Here is a 20,716-nt window from a genome sequence, read left to right as displayed (position 1 = left end):
GCCCGCGTGCCCATCAACCCCGAGGTCGCGATCGGCGCCGAGATCGGCGAGGTGAGCTTCGCCTGGACGTCGTCGGACGTGCTGCTCTACCACCTCGCGCTGGGGGCGGGCCCGGACGAGCTGCGGTACACCTACGAGCAGGACCTGGTGGTGCTGCCGACGTTCGCGACGGTGGCGGCGAACCTGCGCGTGTTCGACCCGCCGGCGGTGTCGTTCCCCGGCGTGGAGATCGACCTGGCGAAGGTGCTGCACGGCAAGCAGGAGATCACGCTGCACCGGCCGATCCCGACGTCCGGGAAGGCGGTGGCGCGGTCGCGGATCGCCGACGTCTACGACAAGGGCAAGGCGGCGGTGGTGGTCCAGGAGGTGGCGGTCACGTCGTCGGCCGGCGATCCACTGTGGACGGCCCGGTCGAGCATCTTCGCCCGCGGCGAGGGTGGTTTCGGCGGTTCGCGGGGTCCTTCGGACCGGCTTTCCTGGCCCGCTCGGGAGCCGGACTTCGTGCTCGAGACGCCGACGTTGCCGCAGCAGGCGTTGCTGTACCGGCTGTGCGGCGACCGGAACCCGCTGCACGCGGACCCGGCGTTCGCCCGGGCGGCCGGGTTCGAGCGGCCGATCCTGCACGGGCTGTGCACGTACGGGATCGTGGCGCGGGTGCTGGTGAACGAGTTCCTGGACGGCGACCCGGCCCGGGTGGCGTCGTTCGCGACGAAGTTCGCCGGCGTGGTGTTCCCGGGCGAAACGCTGCGGATCCGGGTGTGGCGCGACGGCGGCCGACTGCTGGTGACGACGTCGGCGGCCGAGCGGGACGACGCGCCGGTGCTGGCGGACACGGTGCTCGTGTCCACTTCGTGAGCGGTTCGACCGGGGACGGCTACCGTAGGAGGGAGACCCTCGGGAGGGACGACGGATGCCGGAATACTTCGTGGTGCGGGGAACGGTCGAACCGGGCGACAAGCGCGGCCGCGAGCTGGGCTTTCCCACGGCCAACATCGCCTTGCGCGACCAGGACGGCTCGCTCGGCGACGGAGTCTGGGCGGGCTGGGTCCGCCGGGCGGACGGCACGCACGTGCCGGCGGCGATCTCGGTGGGCAGGCGCCCGACGTACTACGGCGCGGACGGCTACCGCCTGCTGGAGGCCCACCTCCTGGACTTCACGGGCGACCTGTACGAGGAGACGCTGACGGTGTGGCTCGGGACACACCTGCGGGCGCAGGAGAAGTACGCCTCGGCGGAGGACCTGATCACAGCGCTGAAGAACGACATCGCGGCGGCGACCCAGTGGACAGCCGACCACCCCGCGGCTTCTCTCCCGGACCCCGGCGAGAGCCCCTTGGGCGAGGTCCGCCGCGTGGCAGGGTGAGGTCCCGGCTCGCGGGCCAGGCCCAGCCCCGATGTCATGAACGACTCTTTCAGGACCTCCGACGCCCTGAAAGAGTCGTTCATGACATCCGGAACCGGCCGGCGAGCCGATCCGCCCCATCGCACTCCCGGAATTGTCGGTGGCTTCCGGTAACGTGAAATCCGGGGGTCCCCCAGGCCGGGGACCTCTTGGCGCCGCGCTCACAGGGCTACGCTCACAGGGCAGAGGCCAGCAACAGGTAGCCCATCCCGGCCCCCATCGCCGCCCGGCAGGCCGCGCGCGAAGCCTGCCCCGCCCCGGCCACGGCCCCCGCCCGAGCTCCAAACCCGGCTCCAGCTCCAGACCACACTCTCGCGATCGCCGAGCCCCGCACCACCAGCACCCCGGACCACGCGGCGTCGACCACGAAGTACCCCGCCGCCACCACCGCGATCAGCGGTACCGCCAACCGCGCGTCCATTGTGGACATCGTCAGCCACGGCCCGTGGTCCATTCCGCCGGGCATCGCCGTCACCATGTAGAACATCGCCGCGGCCGACAGGGCGTGGTGGGCGCAGCACGAGCGTCCTCGCCACCACGCCACCGCGAACCAGCCTGTCGTCAGCGCCAGCACCGCCTGCCAGCCCGCCGCCGGGATCGGGCCACCGACCGGGGAGACCATCGCCACCATCGCCAGCACCAGCAGCAGCTCCGCCAGGTCGCCGTGGCGCACCCCGTGGCCCAGCCGCGTGTAGTCGAGGCGGACCAGGCGCAGCACGCACGGCAGCACCAGCGCCGCGAACACCGCCGTGAGCGCCCAGTCGACCACCATCGCCAGTTGGCCTCACTCTCCGTCGTGGGTTGTGTCTCCACCGTGACACCCACGCCGGTCGCGCACCAGCCGTCAATGAGGTGACGCCTCAGTCACCCGTCAGGACGAGTCCGCTCGTGGGCACGCCCGTCCCCGCCGTGACCAGCACCCGGGCCGCGTCCGGCACCTGGTTGACCGCCGTGCCGCGGATCTGGCGGACGCCCTCCGCGATGCCGTTCATCCCGTGGATGTACGCCTCGCCGAGCTGGCCGCCGTGCGGGTTGAGCGGCAACGCGCCGTCGAGCTCCAGCGCGCCGCCGGCGATGAAGTCCTTCGCTTCGCCCCGGCCGCAGAAACCCAGTTCCTCCAGCTGCATCAGCACATACGGCGTGAAGTGGTCGTACAACACGGCTACGTCCACATCGGACGGTCCCAGTCCCGACTGTCCCCACAGCTGTCGTCCCACGACGCCCATTTCCGGCAACGCGGCCAGGTCGTCGCGGTAGTAGCTGGTCATCACGTACTGGTCCGGCCCACTCCCCTGCGCCGCCGCCGCGATCACCGCCGGCGGCCGGGCCAGGTCACGCGCCCGTTCGAGACTGGTGACGACCAGCGCCACTCCGCCGTCGCTCTCCTGGCAGCAGTCGAGCAGGTGCAGCGGCTCGGCCACCCAGCGCGACGCCTGATGCTCCTCGAGGGTGATGGGCCGCCCGTGAAACCACGCGTTCGGGTTGGTCGCCGCGTGCTTGCGGTCGATCACCGCGACGCGCCCGAAGTCCTCGCTCGTCGCGCCGTAGTCGTGGAGGTACCGCTGCGCGACCATCGCCACCGTCGCCGCCGGGGTCGCGATGCCCATCGGGTAGTGGAAGCCGTTGTCGACCCCGGACGAGTTGACCTGGCCCGCCGCGGCGGACGACACCTGCCCGAAGCGGTGCCCGGACCGCTCGTTGAACGCCCGGTAGGCGACGACGACGTCCGCGACACCGGTCGCCACCGCCATCGCGGCCTGCTGCACGGTCGCCGCCGCGGCACCGCCGCCGTAGTGGATCCGGCTGAAGAACTTCAGTTCGGGAATCCCCAGTTCACGTGCCACCGCGATCTCCGCGTTGCCGTCCATCGTGAACGACACCAGTCCGTCCACATCGGACGGCGAGAGTCCCGCGTCGGCCAGCGCGTGGGACACGCATTCGGCCGCGAGCCGCAGTTCGCTCCGGCCCGAGTCCTTCGAGAACTCCGTCGCACCGATCCCGGCGATGGCCGCCTTGCCCGAGAGCGTCACGGCAGGGTCACCTCCACGGTGCCGGCGACGTGCTCGCCGAGACTGTCCACACCGGACACGGAAACCACGACATCCCGGCCGGAACGGGAGATCACGCGGCCGGTGAACGTCAGCGTGTCGTAGGCGTAGCACGGCACGCCGAGCCGGATCTTGATCGACCGGATCAGCGCCTGGGGCCCCGCCCAGTCCGAGACGAACCGCTGCACGAGACCGGTGTCGGTGAGGATGTTGAGGAAGATGTCCTTCGAGCCGCGCTCGACGGCCGCGTCGCGGTCGTGGTGCACGTCCTGGAAGTCCCGGGTGGCCAGCGCCGTGCTGACGACGAACGTCGGCGTCGCCTCGATCGTCAGCGGTGGCAGCTCAGTCCCTTCGGCGACGGTCATCGGGCCACCTTCCACGCGGGCAGGGTCAGGTCGTCGTCGACGCGGACGAACGCCGCGACCACCGGCAGTCCGATGTGGACCTCGTCCGGCGACGCGTCGAGCAGCTCGGCCATCACCCGGACCCCTTCCTCCAGCTCGACCAAGGCGACAACGAACGGAAGCTCCTTGCCCGGCACCGGCGGGTGGTGGTGCACGACGTACGAATACACGGTCCCCCGGCCACTGGCGACGACGTAGTCGGGCTTGGTGTCCAGCGAGCCGTCGGGCGGCATCGGCCCCGGCGGGTGCCGCAGCGTCCCGCCCCAGCGCTGGATCCGCAGTTCGCCCTCGCGGAGGCCCTCCCAGAAGAACTCCGTGTCCCGGCTGATCACCGGCCGGAGCACCGGCGCGGGCGGTGGCTTCGGTGCGGGCGGCCGGAACTTCAGCACCCGGAACATCATTTCCGCCACCGCTTCGGACCCGACCGACCAGGTCGTCCGCGTGGTGACGAACCAGCCTTCCCCCAGCGCCGTCTTCTTCGGGCCGACGACCTTCTCCAGGCGGGTCGTCGCCGCCACGTGCTCACCCGGCCGCAGGTACCGGTGGTAGGTCTGCTCGGAGTTCGTGGCCACGACGGAGGTGAACCCCGCCTCGTCGAGCACGCTCATCATCGCGCCGAGCGGGTCGTCGTCCGCCCGGGTCCCGTGCAGGCCGTTCATCGTCCACACCTGCGCCATCGCGGGCGGCGCGACAAGTCCGTTGTGGACGCTCGCGGCGGCGAACTCCGGATCGGTGTAGACCGGGTTGCGGTCCCCGATCGCCTCGACCCAGTTGTTCACCATGGCCTGGTTGACGGGGTCGCGGGCCAGGCGCGGCGCGCTTTCCCCGCGCGCGGCGATCTCGGCGGCGGCTTCTTCGACGTTCATCGCGGCACCCTCGGCAGGCCCAGGCCGATCGAGGCGATCAGCTCCCGTTGGATTTCGCTGACCCCGCCGCCGAACGTCAGCACGATGTTGCGTTTCGCGGTGATGTCCAGCCACTCGGCCAGCTCGGCGGTGTCCGGGTCGGCCGGATCGCCGTGCCGGGCGACGACTTCCTCGAGGTTCCGGCCGATCCGCTGGATGGCTTCGGAGCTGAACACCTTGGTGGCCGACGCGTCCGCGACACCGACCGGCGCACTCGCCGAGGACACCGCGACCTGCCAGTTCAGCAGCTCGTTCACCCGCGTCACGGCCAGCGCCTCGGCCAGCACGGCGCGGACGTCGGCGAGGTCCAGCAGGCCGTGGGCGGCCGCCCACGCGTGGACGCGGTCGTACAGGCCGCCGATGCGCCCGGCCGGGCCGAGCATCACGCGCTCGTGGTTGAGCTGCGTGGTGATCAGCCGCCAGCCGCCGTTTTCCCGGCCCACCAGGCGGTTCGCGGGAACGCGGACGTCCGAGTAGTAGGTCGCGTTGACGTGGTGGGCGCCGTCGCAGGTGATGATCGGCGTCCACGAGTACCCGGGATCGCTCGTGTCCACGATGAGGATCGAGATGCCCTTGTGCTTCGGCGCGTCCGGCGCGGTCCGCACGGCGAGCCAGATGTAGTCCGCGTCGTGCCCGCCGGTGGTGAAGATCTTCTGCCCGTTGACGACGTACTCGTCGCCGTCGCGCACCGCCGTCGTCCGCAGGGACGCCAGGTCGGTGCCGGCCTCCGGCTCGCTGTACCCGATCGCGAAGTGGATCTCGCCCGCCAGGATCTTCGGCAGGAAGAAGGACTTCTGCTCGTCCGTGCCGAACTCCTGCAGCGTCGGGCCGACGGTCTGCAGCGTCACCGACGGCAGCTGGACGTCGGCGCGGGCGGCCTCGTCGACGAACAGGTGCTGCTCGATCCCGCCGAAGCCCTGCCCGCCGTATTCGGCCGGCCAGCCGACGCCGAGCCGGCCGTCGCGGCCCATCCGGCGGACGATCTCGCGGAACACCGGCCCGTGCCGTTCGCGGCGCATCGCGCGCCGCTCCTCGGGGCTGATCAGCCCCGAGAAGTACTCGCGCAGCTCGGCGCGCAGTTCCCGTTGCGCCGCGGTCAGTTCGACGTGCATCCGCTCACCCCGCCACTCGTTCGCCGAGCCTGCCGAGCCGGTGCGCGGCGCCGCCGAGCGCCCGGCCGAGATCCTTGACCGCCGACGAATACCGGTGCAGCGGGTAGGTTTCGTCGACGCCGACACCGCCGTGCAGGTGGTGGCAGGTCGCGAGCGCCTTGGGGGCCTCCTCGGCCAGCCAGTAGGCGGCGACGTCCAGTTCGGCGTCCGCGTCGAGGCCGGCCGCCAGCCGCCACACCGCGGACGTCACGGCGAGGTGCACGGTCCGCGCGGCCACGTAGACGTCGGCGATCTGCCCCGCCACCGCCTGGAACGCCGCGAGCGGACGGCCGAACTGGACCCGCTCGCCGACGTGTTTCACGGTCAGCGCGAGGGCGCCGGCGAGGAGCCCGTCGCCCAGCGCGAGCGCCCCGGCCAGGGCGAACCGGTGCAGGACCGCGACGGCGCCCCGGTCGAACAGGAGGTCGGTCTCCTCGACGGCGACGTCCTCGAGCCGCACGGTGCACTCCGGCGTCCCGGCCGAGTTCCGGGTGGGGACCAGCGTGACGCCGTCGGCGTGCGGGTCGACCAGGTAGACGGCGGTGCTGTGCGGGGTGCTCACGGGGGTCAGGATCCGGGTGGCCTGCCCGGCGTACGGGACGGCGGTCTTCACGCCGTTGAGCAGCCATTTCCCGTCGGCGACCCGCGCGGTCGTGGCGGGCTCGCCGACGAACGGGGCGGACGGCTCGTGCAGGGCCGCGGTGAGCACCTCCTCCCCCGCGGCGACCGGCGGCAGGAACTCCGCGCGCTGCGCCGGGGTACCGAGGGACTCGACCGGCAGGACGCCCAGCGCCAGGGCCGCGTAGGCGGGGACCGGCGCGGCGGCGCGGCCGACCTCGGTGAGGACCTGCGCGACCTCGGCGACGCCCAGGCCGTCGCCTTCGAGGTCCGGCGGCAGCGCCAACGCCAGCAGGCCCGCGGACGCCAGGGCGCGCCAGGGATCGTCGGGCGACCCGAGCACCTTCGCGGCGAGGGCGGCGATCTCGGTCTGTGTTTCGTCAAGGGCGAAGTCCACGCCTGTCCTCCGGATCGGCGCAATACTGAAACATGTTCTAGTCTTAACCGGAAAGCACCGGCTCGGCAACCCCTACAGGAGGCTGGATGGCGGCGACGCGGCGGCTGGTCACCGTGCCGCCGACCGCCGGCGTGCCCGACCCGGTCCCCCTCGACCTGCCCGGCCGGGGCCGCACGGTGGTCACCGACGTCGGCCCCCGTGCCGCGCCCGCGCTGATCCTGCTGCATTCGGTGGCCTGCACCGGCCTGCTGACCTGGTATCCGGCCCTCGACCTGCTGGCGCGGCGCCACCGCGTCGTCGTGTTCGACCAGCGGTGGCACGGCCGGGGCATCCGCTCGCCCGAGTTCCGGCTCGCCGACTGCGCCGCCGACGTCACCGCGGTCGCCGACGCGCTCGGCATCGGGCGGTTCGCGCTCGCCGGGTACTCGATGGGCGGCATGGTCGGCCAGCTCGTCGCCCGCGCCGAACCAGAACGTGTTACCGGGCTCGTGCTCTGCTCGACCGCGAGCAGCTTCCGCCGCGGCCTGCGCCAGCGGGTCGCCCTCGACGTGTTCGGCCGGACGCTGCGGCAGCTGCGCGAGCGCGTGCAGCCGCCGGTGGCGCCGGTCGCGGTCCCGCGCGCCCGCGTCGAAGACGCCCGGTGGGGCCTGCGGGAGTTCCGGTCGACCAGGCCGTGGGAGATCGCGGTCGCCGTCGACGAGATCGGCCGGTTCGACTCGACGCCGTGGCTGCACACGCTGCGGCTGCCGGCCGCGGTCGTCGTGACCACCCGGGACCGGTTCATCGCCCCGGACCACCAGCGGTCACTGGCCCGCCGGATCCCCGGCGCGGCGACCTACGAGGTCGCGGCCGGGCACGCGGCCTGCGTCCTGGCCGCCGACCGCTGGGTGCCCGCCCTGCTCGCCGCCGTCGGATCCCTTTGAGGAAGGAACCCACCATGGGACGTTTCAGCCTGCCCGAACGGAAACCCGACGGCCTCGACTCGCCCGTGACGGCGAAGGCCATGAAGTACATGGCGAAGGCCCAGGTGGCGGTGTTCCGGCTGACGAACGGCCGGGTCGGCAGCACCTGGCGCGTCGGCGCCGGGTTCCGCAAGCCGGTGCCGACGCTGCTGCTGGAGCACCGCGGCCGCAAGTCGGGCCGGCTGTTCACGACTCCGCTGCTGTACCTGGAATCCGGCGCCGACGTCGTCATCGTCGGTTCCCAGGGCGGGCTGCCCCGGCACCCGCAGTGGTACTTCAACCTGCTGGCGCACCCGGAGACCCGCATCCACCTCAAGGGCCATCGCGACGTCCCCGTCCGGGCGCGGGTCGCCGGGCCCGCGGAGCGCGCCGACCTCTGGCCGCGGCTGGTCGAGCTGTACGCGGACTTCGCGAAGTACCAGGCCTGGACCGAGCGGGAGATCCCGGTGGTGGTGCTCAGCCCCCGCTAGGCGCGGCCTTCCGCAGCTCCGCCATGGCGTCGGGCAGCGCGTCGGCGAGCGGCCACAGGTCCTTGACCAGCTCGCGGGCGCCGAGCAGGCCGACGTGCACCTTGCCCGCGTTGGACAGCACGGTGACGTTCAGCCCGGCGCCGTGGAAGACCGGGCCGAGCGGGTAGAAGCCGGTGATCCGCGCGCCGAGGAAGTACAGCGGCATCGGCGGCCCGGGCACGTTCGAGACGACCAGGTTGTGCACCACCGGGTGCTTTTCCGCCAGGCGCAACGCGGAGTACGCGCGCACGGCGAGCCCGAACGCCGTCGCGGCGGAGAACTGCGCCCAGTCCTGCAGCATGTCGGCGTCGATGTCGTAGTGGTGGTCCTTCGAGCGCCGGTTGGCCTCGGCGAGGAAGAACACCCGCGCGGCCGGGTCGGCCAGGTGCGTCGGCAGGGAGGCGAAGAACGCCGAAACCTTGTTGCTGCCGTGCTCGCGCGCGGTCCGGTCGTGCACCGACACCGGGACGGTCGCCACCAGCGGGTCCGGCGGGAGTTCCCCGCGCGCGGCCAGGAACTCCCGCAGCGCGCCGGCGACGAGCGCCAGCACGACGTCGTTCACCGTGACCCCGAAGGCGTTCTTGACGTCCTTGATCTCGGCGAGGTCGAGCTGGGTGAAGGCGACGCTGCGGTGCCCGGTGATCGTGCCGTTCAGCGACGTCCTCGGCGCGGTGAACGGGACCGGCATCCCCTTGCCGCGCAACGCCTTCCCGAGCCACCTCGGCACCAGCCCCAGCAGGTCCGGCAGCAGCCGGGCGACCTCGGCGGGCCGTCTCGCGAAGCTCTCGACGCCGGAGCGGAGCAGGTCGAGCGGCGACGGCGTCGCCGCGTTGCGGCCCTCGTCGATTTCCGGCAGCGGCGCGTCCGGTTCCAGGCCGGCCAGGTAGGTGATCAGGCTGGCGCCGCTCACGCCGTCGACGCTCGCGTGGTGCATCTTCAGCAGCACGGCGATCTGGCCGTCGGCCAGGCCTTCGATGACGTACAGCTGCCAGAGCGGGTGCGCGCGGTCGAGCTGCTGCCCGGCGATGTGCGCGCAGAGCGCGGCGAGCTCGGCGCGGTCGCCGGGAGCGGGCACGCCGATGCGGTGCACGTGGTGGTCGAGGTCGAAGTCCTCGTCCTCGATCCAGACGGGATGGCCGACGTTCCAGAGTGGATTGTGCAGTTTGCGGCGGAACGCCGGGATCAGCCGGACGCGTTCGTCGAGCTTTTCCGCGAGTTTGCCGAAGGTGTAGCCGCCGGGGACGGTCGAGCCGTCGAGGACGAGCAGCCCGCAGACGTGCAGGACCTGCGACGACGTCTCGAGGTAGAGGAAGCTCGCGTCGAGGCCGCTCAGTCTCTGCATGGCGCCCAGCCTAGGCCACTTCCGGTGAGCGGCGCGTCACCCTACTCGCCGGTATTATCGCACTGGTGCAGCCGAACTTCCTGATCCGCCGCGCGGTCCAGCTCGGGCTCACGGCCAACGCGCTCCGCCCGCTGCGGGCCCGGTCGACGACGATTCCGGTGTTCTTCGCGGGCTGGCTGACCGGCGAGCTGGCACCCCAGTTCCTGGCGCTGACTCTGGCCGACACTCTGGTCCACACGGCCCGCCACGGTGTCCGCGACCGGTCGACGAAGGCGGGTCTCGCGATGGCCGCCGCGTCCGCCGCGGGGCTGGCCGCGCTGATCCGCACCGGGCACGGCGCCCGCGAGGAGATCGAGCAGGCGCTGACGTCGGCGCTGGGCGAGGACTACGCGTCGGAGCTGGGCCGTTCCGACCTGGGCCTGCCGTGGAGCGAGCTGGCCTTGCCGTTCCGGATGGGCGCCCCGGACGTCCGGGTCGAGCGCGACATCGCGTACGCCCCGGGCGGCAAGCGGTTCCTGCTCGATGTGTACCGGCCTCTTTCGGACGTGTCCGGCGCCCCGGTGCTGCTCCAGGTCCACGGCGGCGCGTGGGTGATCGGCAACAAGGAGGAGCAGGGCAGGCCGCTGATGCGCTACCTGGCCCGCCGAGGCTGGGTGTGCGTCGCGATCAACTACCCGCTCTCGCCGGCCCACCGCTGGCCGGCCCACATCGTGGCGGCGAAGCAGGCGCTGGCGTGGATCCGCTCGTCGATCACTTCGTACGGCGGCGACCCTCGTTTCGTGGCGGTGACCGGCGGATCGGCAGGCGGCCACCTGGCGGCGTTGCTGGCGTTGTCGCAGAACGACCCGGCGTTGCAGCCCTCGTTCGAAGACGCGGACACGAGCGTCCAGGCGTGCGTCCCGCACTACGGCGTGTACGACTTCGCGGCGACGTCGGGGGCGCCGGCGAGCAAGTACCGGCTGGAGAGCCTGATCGCCCGCCGGGTGTTCGCGCCGGACCGCGACCCGGTGTCGCACCTGGACGACTACATCGCGGCGTCGCCGCTGGACCGGATTTCTTCGGAGGCACCGCCGTTCTTCGTGATCCACGGGCGGGACGATTCGCTGGTCCCGGTGCGGGAGGCGCGCGAGTTCGTCGCCCGGCTGCGGGAGAAGTCGCGGCAGCCGGTGGCGTACGCGGAGCTGGCGGGCGCTCAGCACGCGTTCGACGTGTTCACCTCGGTGCGTTCGGCGCACGTGGTTCGCGGGGTGGCGCGGTTCCTGGACTTCACGTACAACGCCTGGAAGGACGAGAACCGCTAGCGAGGACGATAGTCCAGCCCCGAAATTCGACTCGGAACGGTTCCCAGGCAGACACCCCCAAGAGAAGCTACTCGAGAGGCGAATGTCCATCATGCGAGGGGCGACAAACTTCGGACATCTGACAACAATCGATCGAAGACTCGCCCGCCTTGGCGCCTCCGCCGATAACCTCGTCGTCGGCGAGCCGAACGCATCAATGGTCAAGTCGCGACAATTTGTCGAACGAATGACTCAGATCATATGGGATCGAACCAACCCAAACGTCAGCACCAAACCACTGCATGAGCGCATCACCATTCTACAAAACAAAGGCGCGATCGACGACGAGATTGGCGCATTGTTCCATAGCGTGCGCCTGGAAGGCAACAAAGCAGTCCACGAGTTCGAAGAGTCCCGCTTCGAAGCCCTCCACTTGGTACGCACATGCCACCAACTTGGCAACTGGCTTATGTCCGCACTCAAATTGGATGATCAGCCAAGTCCTTACACTCCGCCATCACCCCGGGAGCTAGGATATGACAAGCTCGATGAGAATGGAGCATATCGCCTGACTGATCTCACAGTACCGGCACATCGACCTGGTTTGATCTTCTCGTTCAGCGGACACTATCCTCCTGCCGGCCGATCGTGGCGGTACACCCGGCAGCGACTTCTTGAACTGGACAACGAAGGCCGCATCCACCGAAACCCGTCAGGTCACCTCTTGCTCAAGCGATACTGTCACGAAACTTACCCCAGTTGATCCCATGGTCACCCACCGAAACGGGCGTGGTCGCTGTCGCAGGCTGGTGGCGCATCAGCAACTCACCTATGACTGACAATTCGAGAGTGCGCTCACCCGAGTCGTCGCAACGGTCGGTGGTCAGTAGACCAGGTCCACCGGGCTCGCCGAGGGCGGGCCGTCGAGACGCCACTCCGTCCCCGCGCGCACGAACCGGTACCAGCGCGCGTCGCGGCCGTAGCGCAGTTGCAGCTCGCCCTGGGTGAGGCGGTTGCGCCACACCTTCGGCTTTCCCGGGAGACCCGCGTCGGCCAGGACGGACTGGGCCTCGGCGAGCGGGCCCGGCCCCGGCTGCCAGCTCTCCCGCAACGCCGCCAGGCCGCCCCGCCCGGCTTCGCGCCAAGCCTCCGCCCACCGCGCCAGTTCGCGCGCGGGTACCCCGGCCGCCGTGGCGAGGGCCGTGACCTCCGGGCCGGACCGGCCGGCCGCGCGGCGGGCGAGGTCTTCCTCGAACGTCAGCTCCGCCGCCGTCACCCCGCCGGACAGCAGGTCGCGGGCCAGGGCGGCGGCGTCCGCCGCGAGGGTGGTCAGCGCCGCCGCCGTCCAGCCCGTGCTCGGGGGCGGGTCGAGGTCCAGGACCGCCGGTGGCCCGGCCACCCGCGGCGCCGGCGGCAGGGCCGGGATGGCGCCCGGCCGCCGGGCGTAGGCCGCCCGCGGGGTCAGTCCCTCGTCCGTGGGCTTCGGCAGCTTCGGTTTCTCGCCGCGCGAGGGCGACCGGCGGGCCCGCAGCTCCGCCAGGACGTCCGCCCGCGGGCGCCCGCGCAGCAGGAACAGCGTGAAGGGGTCGCGGTCCACCTCGTCGGCGACCAGGTAGTACACCGCGGCGACGTGCTTGCACGGGTTCGCCGAATCCGGGCACGAGCACCGCGGCCGCAGGTCGCCCGGCCCCGGCAGGAGGTCGGCGCCCGCCTCGCGGGCCTGCTCGGCGAGCGCGCCCGGCAGCTCGCCGTCGAGCAGCGCCGCCGCGTGCCCGAGCTGCGTGCCGACCACGCCCAGCAGCGTGTCCCACTCGCCGTCGGTGAACGTCCGCATCGTGATCGACACCTGGTAGGGCTGCGGCCGGCTGCCGCGCACCCGGGCGGTCACGGCCCCGGCGCCGACGTGCAGCTCGCTGACCGTGCCCTTCCGCGCGTACGTCCGTCCGCGGGGCAGCCGGTTCGGGTCGAGCTTCGCGCGCTGCTCCAGCGCGTCGACCCAGGCGCGGCCCCACCACGTCGTGCCGAAGTTCCGCCTCGGGGGCATCATCCGCTCCCGAGCCGGACCAGGTCGGCGAGCTCGTCGTCGGACAGCTCGGTGATCCAGTCCTCCCCCGCGCCGACGATCGACTCGGCCAGCCCGCGCTTCTTTTCGAGCACCTGCGCGATCCGCTCTTCCAGGGTGCCCTCGGCGATCAGCCGGTGGACCTGGACCGGCCGGTCCTGCCCGATGCGGTAGGCACGGTCGGTGGCCTGGTCTTCCACAGCGGGGTTCCACCAGCGGTCGTAGTGGATCACGTGGGTGGCGCGGGTCAGGTTGAGCCCGACGCCACCCGCCTTGAGCGAGAGCAGGAACACGGGGATCTCGCCGGCCTGGAACCGGTCGACCATGTCCTGCCGCTTCGCCGGCGAACTGTCGCCCGAGAGCAGCTCGGTCGGCAGGCCGCGCTCGGCGAGGCGCCGCTCGAGCAGCCGGCAGAGCTGGACGTACTGGCTGAACACGAGCACGCTCTCGCCCTCGTCGAGGATGACGTCCAGGAGCTCTTCGAAGGCCGCGAGCTTGCCGGACCGGCCGGTGAGCGCGCCGTGCGGCTCTTTCAGGAACTGCGCCGGGTGGTTGCAGATCTGCTTGAGCTCGGTCAGCAGCTGCAGCACCTGCCCGCGTCGCTGGATGCCCCGCGTCTCCCGGATCTCGGCGAGGTTCTCCCGCACGACGGCCTCGTAGAGCGTGGTCTGCTCGGCGGTGAGCGGGACGAACCGGTCGGTCTCGGTCTTGCGCGGCAGCTCCGGGGCGATGTCCGGGTCGGTCTTGCGGCGCCGCAGCAGGAACGGCCGCACGGTGGCGGCCAGCCGTTCGGTGACGGCCTTGTCGCGGTCGCGCTCGATCGGCCGCGCCACCGTGCGGCGGAAGCGGTCGAGCGGGCCGAGCAGCCCGGGCGTCGTCCAGTCCACAATGGACCACAGCTCGGTGAGCCGGTTTTCCACCGGGGTGCCGGTGAGGGCGACCTTGGCCCGCGCGGGGATCTTGCGCAGCTCCTTGGCGGTGGCGGACAACGGGTTCTTGACGTGCTGGGCCTCGTCCGCCGCGACGAGTCCCCAGTCCACTTCGGACAGTGTCTCGCGGTCGCGCCGGAGGACGCCGTAGGTGGCGAGCACGACCTCGTCCGGCGCGAGGTCGTCGAGGTGACGGCCGCCGCCGTGGAAGCGGCGAACCGGGATGTCCGGCGCGAACCGGGCGAACTCGCGCTCCCAGTTGCCGAGGAGGGACGTCGGGCAGAGCACCAGGGTGGGTCCACCGCCGGCCGGGATCGCGGTGGTCGTCGGACCCTCGCCGGGGACGAGCGATGGCGGACCGGCCTCGCCGGGCGCCGGCTCCGCGCCGGCCGGGGAATCCTCCTCGCCGGCGACCGGAACCTCGCGATCCGCCCGGCGGCGCGGCGAACCGGCCCCGCCGAGCGCCGGCTCCACACCGGCCAGGGGGACCTCCTCACCCGCAACCGAAACCCCACCGTCCACCGGAGAATCCGGCGATCCGGCAACCGGCAGACCCGCCCCGGCCCGTGCGCGGCGGTGCAGGTGGAGGGCGATCAGCTGGATCGTCTTGCCCAGGCCCATGTCGTCGGCCAGGCACGCGCCGAGGCCCAGCCCCGTCATCGTGGCCAGCCACGCGAGCCCGGCCTGCTGGTACGGCCGCAGGGTCGCGTGCAGGCCCGGCGGCGGTGCCACCTCGTCACCCACGCGGTCCCGGATCCGCTCGGCCAGCCCGCCCAGCACCGGCGGCGCGGCGAACTCGACGCGTTCGCCGTCCAGCTCCAGCTCGCCGGTGAGCGCGGCGGCCAGGGCCTCCCCGGCGTCGAGCTTGCGGGTGCGGCCGCGCACCCGGGCGAGCAGCTCCGGGTCGACGCGCACCCACTGGCCGCGCAGCCGGACCAGCGGCCGCTTCGCCTCGGCGAGCGCGGCGACCTCGGCCTCGGTCAGCTGCTCCCCGCCCAGGCTGAGCTGCCAGCGGAACTCCAGGAGGCTCCGCAGCGCGAACTCCGGCCCGGCGACGCTCGCCGGCGCCTGGGTCGCGCTCGCCTTCGCCTTCACCTCGCCGGCGAACAGGCCCTTCGCCCACAGCACCTCGATCCCGGCGCCGCCGAGCTCGCGGGAGCCGTCGGTGAGCAGGTCGACGACATCGTCGTCCGACAGCGGCAGCTCCGCCGGCGCGGGCTCCGCCAGCACCCGGCCCAGCGGCGCCCAGGCTCGCGCACCACGGCGAAGGCCGAGCAGCAGCTGCGTCTCCACCTGGTCGCCGAGCCGGTTCAGCACCGCGTCCGGCGCGTCCCACAGCGTCGCCGCCTCCACCACCAGGCTCGGCTCCGCCATGCTGCGCACCGCGAGGACGCCGGCGAACGAGTCGTCGTCCCGACCCTCGACCCGCAGGAGCACCTGCACCCCCCGTGGCTCGCGGGCTTCGAGCTCCGCCAGCCACGCCGCGCCGTCCGGGCCCAGCAGCGCCGGTTCGCGCGCCGCGAACGCCGGGTCACCGGCCCCGACGGGCGCCGCCGGGCTGCGCACCAGCAGGTCGGCCGTCGCGTCCCAGAGCGCGCGGACCAGCGAGTCCGGCGAGTGCAGCCGGATGCGTTTCAGCCCGGTCAACGGCAGCGCGTACGCCTCCGGCGGCAGGGCACCGGCCAGCCCCCGCAGCAGCTCCTCGTCCGCGGCGTCCAGCGGGCCGATCCGCCAGGCCGCCGCACCGGCGGGAGACGCGGCAGGCCGCAGCCGCCCCCGGGCGACGAGGTTCACCCCGGCGTTGACGGCGGCCGACCAGGCGGCGACGGCCGGGCTGGCCTCCTCCCCCACCGCCAGCAGGCGGGGCAGCGCACGTTCCAGCGGGACGAGCTCGGCGTCGACCTTCGTCCGCGCGAACTTGGCGCCCCGGGGCAGCACGAGCTCGATCGTGGTCCCGCCGGCCACGTCGTCGCCCCACAAGGCCAGCACCCCGTCCCGCGGGGGATCCGCGGGGAGGTAGGTGGCCTGGGTGTCTGCGCTGAACTCCACGACCGCAACGCTAGAACACGACCCCGACAGTTTTGCCCGCGGCGGCGCGAACGGTCCGTTCGCGCCGTGCCCGCCGCCCGCGGACCCGTGATCAGACCCGGTTTTCGCGTGACTGAAGGGTCGACACGCGTGATTGGAGGGTCGACACGCGGGATGGGCGGGGTATCAGCCGCGGGGGAGGCCCAGGAGGCGTTCCGCGGTCAGGGACCGCAGGACCTGGGTCGTGCCGCCCGCGATCGAGAGGCACCTCGTCAGGAGGAACTCGTGCTGGGCCGGGCCGTCGGCGAGCAACGCGCCCGAGCCGGCCAGCTCCAGCGCGAACTCGGCCACGTCCTGCCGGTGCTGGACCCCGAGCAGCTTCCGCACGCTCGACTCCGCGCCCGGGTCCTGCCCGCCGAGCCGCCGCAACGCCGCACGCAGGTCCAGCACCGAGCCCGCGACGCCGTCGGCCACCAACGCGCCGAGCCGGTCCAAGGCGACGTCGTCCAGCGCATCGGCGTCCACTGTGGACACCAGCGACTGCACGCTCTCCCCGACCGCCGACCCGCTCCCGATGGCCACCCGCTCGTTCGCCAAGGTCGTGCGCGCCAGCCGCCAGCCGCCGCCCGGGGAGCCGACGACGTCGGCGTCCGGGACGAACACGTCGTCGAGGAACACCTCGTTGAACACCGCTTCGCCGGTGATCTCCCGCAGCGGCCGCGTCGTGATCCCCGAAGCGCGCATGTCGACCAGGAAGTACGTGATGCCCTTGTGCTTGGGCGCGTCCGGGTCGGTGCGGGCCAGGCAGATGCCCCAGTCGGCTTCGCGGGCCAGTGACGTCCACACCTTCTGCCCGGACAGCCGCCAGCCGCCCTCGACGCGCCGGGCCGCCGTCCGCAGCGCGGCCAGGTCGGACCCCGCGCCGGGCTCGCTGAACAGCTGGCACCACGTGAGCTCGCCCCGCAGGGTCGGCCGGGCGAACCGGGCCCGCTGCTCGTCGCTGCCGTGCTCGAGGATCGTCGGCACCGCCCACGCGCCGATCACCAGGTCGGGCCGGCGGACACCGGCGGACGTCAGCGCAAAGTCGATCCGCAGCTGCTCCGCGGCATCGGCGCCCCGGCCGTAGGGCGCCGGCCAGTGCGGCGTCAGCAGGCCGGCGTCGGCCAGGGCCACCCGCTGCCGCTCCGGGGGCAGCGCGGCGATCCGCGCGACCTCGTCCCGCAGCGAAGGATCGTCACCGACGTCGACGCCCAGCGTGCGCTCGCTCCCGGAGAGCGCCAGCGACGCCGCCCGCCGCCGCCACGACCCGCCGAGCCACTGCCGCAGGGCCACGGCCCGGCGCAGGTACAAGTGCGCGTCGTGCTCCCAGGTGAACCCGATGCCGCCGAGGACCTGGACGCAGTCCTTGGCGTTGGCGACGGCCGCGTCGAGCGCGACGACGGCGGCGCTCGCGACCGAAAGCGGATGCTGCCCGCTCGCCGCGTCCCAGGCCAGCGCTTCAGCCGCCTCGGCGCGGCAAAGCATCTCCGCGCACAGGTGCTTGATCGCCTGGAAGGCGCCGATGGGCTTGCCGAACTGCTCGCGGACCTTGGCGTACTCGACGGCGATGGTCAGACACCGCCGGGCCACGCCCGCGGCTTCGGCGGCGGCGAGCGTCGCGGCCAGCGACGCGACCGGCGGCAAGGTCAGGACCTCGGCGTCCACCCCGGAGAACCGGATACGCCCCAGCGGGCGCGAGAAATCGAACGGCGCGAGGGGCTCGACGGTCACCCCCGGCGTGCCCGGCGCCAGCAGGACGTGGCCGCCGTCGACGGGCACCAGCAGCCAGGACTCCGGGTGCGCGCCGGGCACCGGCCCCGTGACGCCGTCGTCGAGCGACACCGCGTCCAGCAGGACCGCGACCGTGGCCTCCCCCTCGGCGAGGGCGGGGAGCAGTTCCTTCGCCGCGGGAACGTCCGCCAGCAGGAGCCCGCCGAGCGCGGTGCCCAGCACCGGTCCTGGAACGAGTTCTTCGGCCGCCGCGGCGAGCCCGGCGGCGAGATCGGCGATACTGCCGCCGGCCCCGCCCGCCACCTCAGGCAGCGCGACGCCGAAGAGCCCGAGCCCGGCGAAGCCCCCGGGAATCCCCGCGCCTGCTTCGGTTTCCGCCGCGCGCACCGCCTCTCGCGGGTGGTGCGCCGCGGACCAGGCGTGGATCGCCTCGGCCAGCGCGGCCTGTTCCTCGGTGAGCGCGACCGGCATCGGGCCTCCTCGCAGAGCTGGACACTACTCGCGAGTGTAGAACGTGTTATAGTTTTCCGGCCAGTGGGTCAATCGTTGAACGTTTCGCCAGGACAGGTAATCTACGTCGTGAACTGGAACAAGTTCCGAAGGACGGGAGAATGCCGATGCCCGGCAAGACCAAGGCCCGCGGCAACGGCCTGAGCGCGATCGGGGCCGACGAACTCGGCTCGGCCGCGCAGCGCGACCGCCGCCGCCGGATCATCGACGCGACCCTCGCGCTGGCCTCGAAGGGCGGCTACGACGCCGTGCAGATGCGCGCCGTCGCGGAGAAGGCCGACGTCGCCCTCGGCACGCTCTACCGGTACTTCCCGTCGAAGATCCACCTGCTCGTCTCCGGGCTGGCGCGCGAGTTCGAGCGCGCGCAGGAGAAGCTGGAACGCCAGGCCATCCCCGGCGAGACGCCCGCCGAACGGCTGATGTTCGTGCTCGGCCGCAACACCCGCATGATGCAGCGCGACCCGCACCTGACCGAAGCCATGGTGCGGGCCTTCATGTTCGCCGACACGTCCGCCGCCGCCGAGGTCGAGCAGGTCGGACGGCTGATGGAGAACATGTTCGCCAAGGCGATGGGCATCGCCGAGCCGACCGAGGCGGACCGCGACATCTTCCACGTCGTCGCGGACGTCTGGATGGCGAACCTGGTGGCCTGGGTGACCCGCCGCGCCTCGGCCGCCGACGTCGCGAACCGCCTCGAACTGTCGGTGCACCTGCTGCTGGACAAGTAGCCGCCGCGTCAGCGGTGGGCGGCGGCCACCTTCGCCAGCTCGTCGAGCGCCTTCAGCGTCTCCGCTTCGGGCAGCGTGTCGAGCAGGAACGTGTACCGCTCGACGCCGGCCTCGCGGAAGCCGTCGATCACCTTCGGCGTCGTCGGCCCGCCGAAGACCGCGAACTGGACGTCTTCGCGGCCCTGCTCGGCCAGCCAGCGGCGGACCCGCTGCGCCTCCTGGTACTTCGTGTAGCCCCGGAGCAGCCAGCCGTCACCGTACTTGACCAGGCGGTTCAGGGCGGCTTCGCTCTCGCCGCCGATGTAGATCGGGACGTGCGGCTTCCGCACCGGCTTCGGCCAGCTGAAGATCGGGTCGAAGCCGACGTGCTCGCCGTGGAACTCCGCCTGGTCCGAAGTCCAGATCTCCTTGAGCGCGGCCAGCTGCTCGTCGATCAGCGCACCCCGCGTCGTGGGATCGGTGCCGTGGTTGCGCATCTCCTCGCGGTTCCAGCCGACGCCGACGCCGAACAACGCGCGGCCGTCGGAGATCAGGTCCAGTGAAGCGACCTCCTTGGCGGTGTGGATCAGGTCGCGCTGGATCAGCAGCGCGATCCCGGTGCCGAGCATCAGCTCGGACGTCGCGGTGGCCGCCGCGGCCAGCGCCACGAACGGGTCGAGCGTGCGGTAGTAGACGCGGGGCAGGTCGCCCCCGCCCGGGTAGGGCGTCTCCCGGCTCGCCGGGATGTGCGAGTGCTCGGCCAGCCACAGCGACTCGAAGCCGCGCTCTTCCAGCGCCGCGCCCAGCACGTCCGGCCGGATGCCTTCGTCGGTCACGAACGTCGAGATCCCGAATTTCATACCCCCACGTCTACCACCCGGGTTGACACCCGGCCACGAACAGTCGCAGGATGGAGTTATCTCATCATACGTTGAATAAGGGGGTAGCCATGACCGAACCGGGCATGAACGTGGCCGACGTCGACTTCGAGCAGCTGTACCAGGGCACCACGCCGGTCGGGCGGAAGATGCCGTGGGACCTCGGCGCCCCGCAGCCCGAGGTCGTCGCGCTGGCCGACGCGGGCGAGTTCACCGGCGACGTGCTCGACATCGGCTGCGGCCTCGGCGACAACTCCGCGTTCCTCGCCTCGCGCGGCCTCCGCGTCACCGGGCTGGACGGCGCACCGTCGGCGATCGAGCAGGCCCGCGCCCGCGCCGCCGCGAAGGGCCTGGACATCGAGTTCGCCGTCGCCGACGCCACGAAGCTCGAAGGCTACGAAGGCCGTTTCGACACGGTCCTCGACAGCGCGCTCTACCACTGCCTGAGCGAGGACGAGCGGCGCGAGTACCTCGCGGCACTGACCCGCGCGACACGGCCGGGCGCGCGGCTGCACCTCTTCGCCTTCTCGACGGAGATGCCGGACGGCTTCCCGGCGCCGTACCTGATCAGCGAGGCGAACCTGCGCGAGACGGTCGGCAGGGACTGGACGATCGAGAAGCTCGAACCGACCCGCTACACGACGTCGATGACGCCGGAGGAGCTGCGGCAGAGCGTCCGGGCGGTGCTGAACGAGGACGGCGCCGGCCTGACCGCGCTGGACACCGACGCGGAGGGCCGCGTCCTGGTCCCGGTCTGGCGGCTGACGGCGGTCCGCCGCTGACCGGTCGTGAGTGAGTAAACACGTTGACCCGC

At 72.3% G+C, this 20,716-nt stretch carries 19 protein-coding genes; 8 read left to right on the top strand and 11 right to left on the bottom strand.

Annotated features, from left to right (window positions below; genetic code table 11):
- Positions 1-6: 6 nt before the first annotated feature.
- Together AB0G28_RS30430 and AB0G28_RS30425 are read left to right on the top strand one after the other, a co-directional pair.
- The gene (locus AB0G28_RS30430; protein WP_361096558.1) at positions 7-855 is read left to right on the top strand and encodes a MaoC/PaaZ C-terminal domain-containing protein; all 849 of its coding nucleotides are present in this window, start codon (positions 7-9) and stop codon (positions 853-855) included.
- Between the two features lie 55 nt (positions 856-910).
- A complete protein-coding gene (locus AB0G28_RS30425; RefSeq protein WP_361096555.1) occupies positions 911-1,363 on the top strand; it encodes a riboflavin kinase in 453 nt (150 codons plus the stop codon).
- A 214-nt stretch (positions 1,364-1,577) separates the two neighbouring features.
- Here the strand turns inward: AB0G28_RS30425 and AB0G28_RS30420 are convergent, their stop codons facing one another.
- From AB0G28_RS30420 to AB0G28_RS30395, 6 genes are all read right to left on the bottom strand, one after another.
- Complete coding sequence (locus tag AB0G28_RS30420) at positions 1,578-2,174, bottom strand: DUF5134 domain-containing protein (RefSeq protein WP_361096552.1); 597 nt, start codon at positions 2,172-2,174, stop codon at positions 1,578-1,580.
- Between the two features lie 88 nt (positions 2,175-2,262).
- Entirely contained in the window at positions 2,263-3,432 is a 1,170-nt protein-coding gene (locus tag AB0G28_RS30415) for a lipid-transfer protein (protein ID WP_361096549.1), read from the bottom strand.
- Positions 3,429-3,815 carry a MaoC family dehydratase gene (locus AB0G28_RS30410; protein WP_361096547.1) on the bottom strand — a complete coding sequence of 129 codons (387 nt, stop codon included), beginning with the start codon at positions 3,813-3,815 and terminating at the stop codon, positions 3,429-3,431. Before AB0G28_RS30410 ends, AB0G28_RS30415 begins: the two co-directional genes overlap by 4 nt.
- Entirely contained in the window at positions 3,812-4,720 is a 909-nt protein-coding gene (locus tag AB0G28_RS30405) for an OB-fold domain-containing protein (RefSeq protein WP_361096544.1), read from the bottom strand. The genes AB0G28_RS30410 and AB0G28_RS30405 overlap by 4 nt, the downstream gene beginning before the upstream one ends.
- Entirely contained in the window at positions 4,717-5,871 is a 1,155-nt protein-coding gene (locus tag AB0G28_RS30400; protein WP_361096541.1) for an acyl-CoA dehydrogenase family protein, read from the bottom strand. The genes AB0G28_RS30405 and AB0G28_RS30400 overlap by 4 nt, the downstream gene beginning before the upstream one ends.
- Before the next feature lie 4 nt (positions 5,872-5,875).
- Entirely contained in the window at positions 5,876-6,925 is a 1,050-nt protein-coding gene (locus AB0G28_RS30395; protein WP_361096538.1) for an acyl-CoA dehydrogenase, read from the bottom strand.
- A gap of 86 nt (positions 6,926-7,011) precedes the next feature.
- On the opposite strand from AB0G28_RS30395, the gene AB0G28_RS30390 reads away from it, so the two are divergent.
- Together AB0G28_RS30390 and AB0G28_RS30385 are read left to right on the top strand one after the other, a co-directional pair.
- Positions 7,012-7,848: an alpha/beta fold hydrolase gene (locus AB0G28_RS30390; protein ID WP_361096535.1), complete on the top strand. Its 837-nt coding sequence runs from the start codon at positions 7,012-7,014 to the stop codon at positions 7,846-7,848.
- Between the two features lie 14 nt (positions 7,849-7,862).
- Complete coding sequence (locus AB0G28_RS30385) at positions 7,863-8,357, top strand: nitroreductase family deazaflavin-dependent oxidoreductase (protein ID WP_361096532.1); 495 nt, start codon at positions 7,863-7,865, stop codon at positions 8,355-8,357.
- Here the strand turns inward: AB0G28_RS30385 and AB0G28_RS30380 are convergent.
- Entirely contained in the window at positions 8,344-9,738 is a 1,395-nt protein-coding gene (locus AB0G28_RS30380; protein WP_361096529.1) for a wax ester/triacylglycerol synthase family O-acyltransferase, read from the bottom strand. The two genes, AB0G28_RS30385 and AB0G28_RS30380, sit on opposite strands and share 14 nt — an antisense overlap.
- A 65-nt stretch (positions 9,739-9,803) precedes the next feature.
- Here AB0G28_RS30380 and AB0G28_RS30375 point away from each other — a divergent pair, with 65 nt between their 5' ends.
- A complete protein-coding gene (locus AB0G28_RS30375) occupies positions 9,804-11,039 on the top strand; it encodes an alpha/beta hydrolase (RefSeq protein WP_361096526.1) in 1,236 nt (411 codons plus the stop codon).
- A gap of 82 nt (positions 11,040-11,121) precedes the next feature.
- Positions 11,122-11,781 (top strand): DUF4145 domain-containing protein, encoded by a 660-nt coding sequence (locus AB0G28_RS30370; protein WP_361096523.1) that lies wholly within the window; start codon positions 11,122-11,124, stop codon positions 11,779-11,781.
- A gap of 120 nt (positions 11,782-11,901) precedes the next feature.
- On the opposite strand, the gene AB0G28_RS30365 is transcribed toward AB0G28_RS30370, so the two are convergent.
- The 3 genes from AB0G28_RS30365 to AB0G28_RS30355 form a co-directional block, all read right to left on the bottom strand.
- Positions 11,902-13,062: an SWIM zinc finger family protein gene (locus AB0G28_RS30365; protein ID WP_361096520.1), complete on the bottom strand. Its 1,161-nt coding sequence runs from the start codon at positions 13,060-13,062 to the stop codon at positions 11,902-11,904.
- On the bottom strand, positions 13,062-16,058 hold the full coding sequence (locus AB0G28_RS30360) for a DEAD/DEAH box helicase (RefSeq protein ID WP_361096517.1): 2,997 nt from the start codon (positions 16,056-16,058) through the stop codon (positions 13,062-13,064). Before AB0G28_RS30360 ends, AB0G28_RS30365 begins: the two co-directional genes overlap by 1 nt.
- A gap of 165 nt (positions 16,059-16,223) precedes the next feature.
- Positions 16,224-18,278 carry an acyl-CoA dehydrogenase family protein gene (locus AB0G28_RS30355; RefSeq protein WP_361096514.1) on the bottom strand — a complete coding sequence of 685 codons (2,055 nt, stop codon included), beginning with the start codon at positions 18,276-18,278 and terminating at the stop codon, positions 16,224-16,226.
- A 140-nt stretch (positions 18,279-18,418) separates the two neighbouring features.
- On the opposite strand from AB0G28_RS30355, the gene kstR reads away from it, so the two are divergent.
- Positions 18,419-19,045: a cholesterol catabolism transcriptional regulator KstR gene (kstR, locus tag AB0G28_RS30350; protein WP_091307891.1), complete on the top strand. Its 627-nt coding sequence runs from the start codon at positions 18,419-18,421 to the stop codon at positions 19,043-19,045.
- A gap of 8 nt (positions 19,046-19,053) precedes the next feature.
- On the opposite strand, the gene AB0G28_RS30345 is transcribed toward kstR, so the two are convergent.
- Positions 19,054-19,884, bottom strand: coding sequence for an LLM class F420-dependent oxidoreductase (locus AB0G28_RS30345; RefSeq protein WP_361096509.1), 831 nt, complete (start codon positions 19,882-19,884; stop codon positions 19,054-19,056).
- Positions 19,885-19,973: 89 nt separating this feature from the next.
- Between AB0G28_RS30345 and AB0G28_RS30340 the strand changes: the two genes are divergently transcribed.
- Positions 19,974-20,684: a class I SAM-dependent methyltransferase gene (locus AB0G28_RS30340; RefSeq protein ID WP_361096506.1), complete on the top strand. Its 711-nt coding sequence runs from the start codon at positions 19,974-19,976 to the stop codon at positions 20,682-20,684.
- Positions 20,685-20,716: the final 32 nt, after the last annotated feature.

Source organism: Amycolatopsis sp. NPDC021455, from assembly GCF_040640995.1.
In the GTDB taxonomy this organism is placed as follows: domain Bacteria; phylum Actinomycetota; class Actinomycetes; order Mycobacteriales; family Pseudonocardiaceae; genus Amycolatopsis.
The sequence above is the reverse complement of the archived record's forward strand: the minus strand, read 5'-3'. Positions and strand labels throughout refer to the sequence as shown.

Coding starts and splice junctions, on each gene's coding strand:
- AB0G28_RS30425 (WP_361096555.1), top strand. CDS start 911: ATGCCGGAATACTTCGTGGTGCGGGGAACGGTCGAACCGGGCGACAAG.
- AB0G28_RS30420 (WP_361096552.1), bottom strand. CDS start 2,174: ATGGTGGTCGACTGGGCGCTCACGGCGGTGTTCGCGGCGCTGGTGCTG.
- AB0G28_RS30410 (WP_361096547.1), bottom strand. CDS start 3,815: ATGACCGTCGCCGAAGGGACTGAGCTGCCACCGCTGACGATCGAGGCG.
- AB0G28_RS30405 (WP_361096544.1), bottom strand. CDS start 4,720: ATGAACGTCGAAGAAGCCGCCGCCGAGATCGCCGCGCGCGGGGAAAGC.
- AB0G28_RS30400 (WP_361096541.1), bottom strand. CDS start 5,871: ATGCACGTCGAACTGACCGCGGCGCAACGGGAACTGCGCGCCGAGCTG.
- AB0G28_RS30390 (WP_361096535.1), top strand. CDS start 7,012: ATGGCGGCGACGCGGCGGCTGGTCACCGTGCCGCCGACCGCCGGCGTG.
- AB0G28_RS30385 (WP_361096532.1), top strand. CDS start 7,863: ATGGGACGTTTCAGCCTGCCCGAACGGAAACCCGACGGCCTCGACTCG.
- AB0G28_RS30380 (WP_361096529.1), bottom strand. CDS start 9,738: ATGCAGAGACTGAGCGGCCTCGACGCGAGCTTCCTCTACCTCGAGACG.
- AB0G28_RS30370 (WP_361096523.1), top strand. CDS start 11,122: ATGTCCATCATGCGAGGGGCGACAAACTTCGGACATCTGACAACAATC.
- AB0G28_RS30365 (WP_361096520.1), bottom strand. CDS start 13,062: ATGCCCCCGAGGCGGAACTTCGGCACGACGTGGTGGGGCCGCGCCTGG.
- AB0G28_RS30355 (WP_361096514.1), bottom strand. CDS start 18,278: ATGCCGGTCGCGCTCACCGAGGAACAGGCCGCGCTGGCCGAGGCGATC.
- kstR (WP_091307891.1), top strand. CDS start 18,419: ATGCCGATGCCCGGCAAGACCAAGGCCCGCGGCAACGGCCTGAGCGCG.
- AB0G28_RS30345 (WP_361096509.1), bottom strand. CDS start 19,884: ATGAAATTCGGGATCTCGACGTTCGTGACCGACGAAGGCATCCGGCCG.
- AB0G28_RS30340 (WP_361096506.1), top strand. CDS start 19,974: ATGACCGAACCGGGCATGAACGTGGCCGACGTCGACTTCGAGCAGCTG.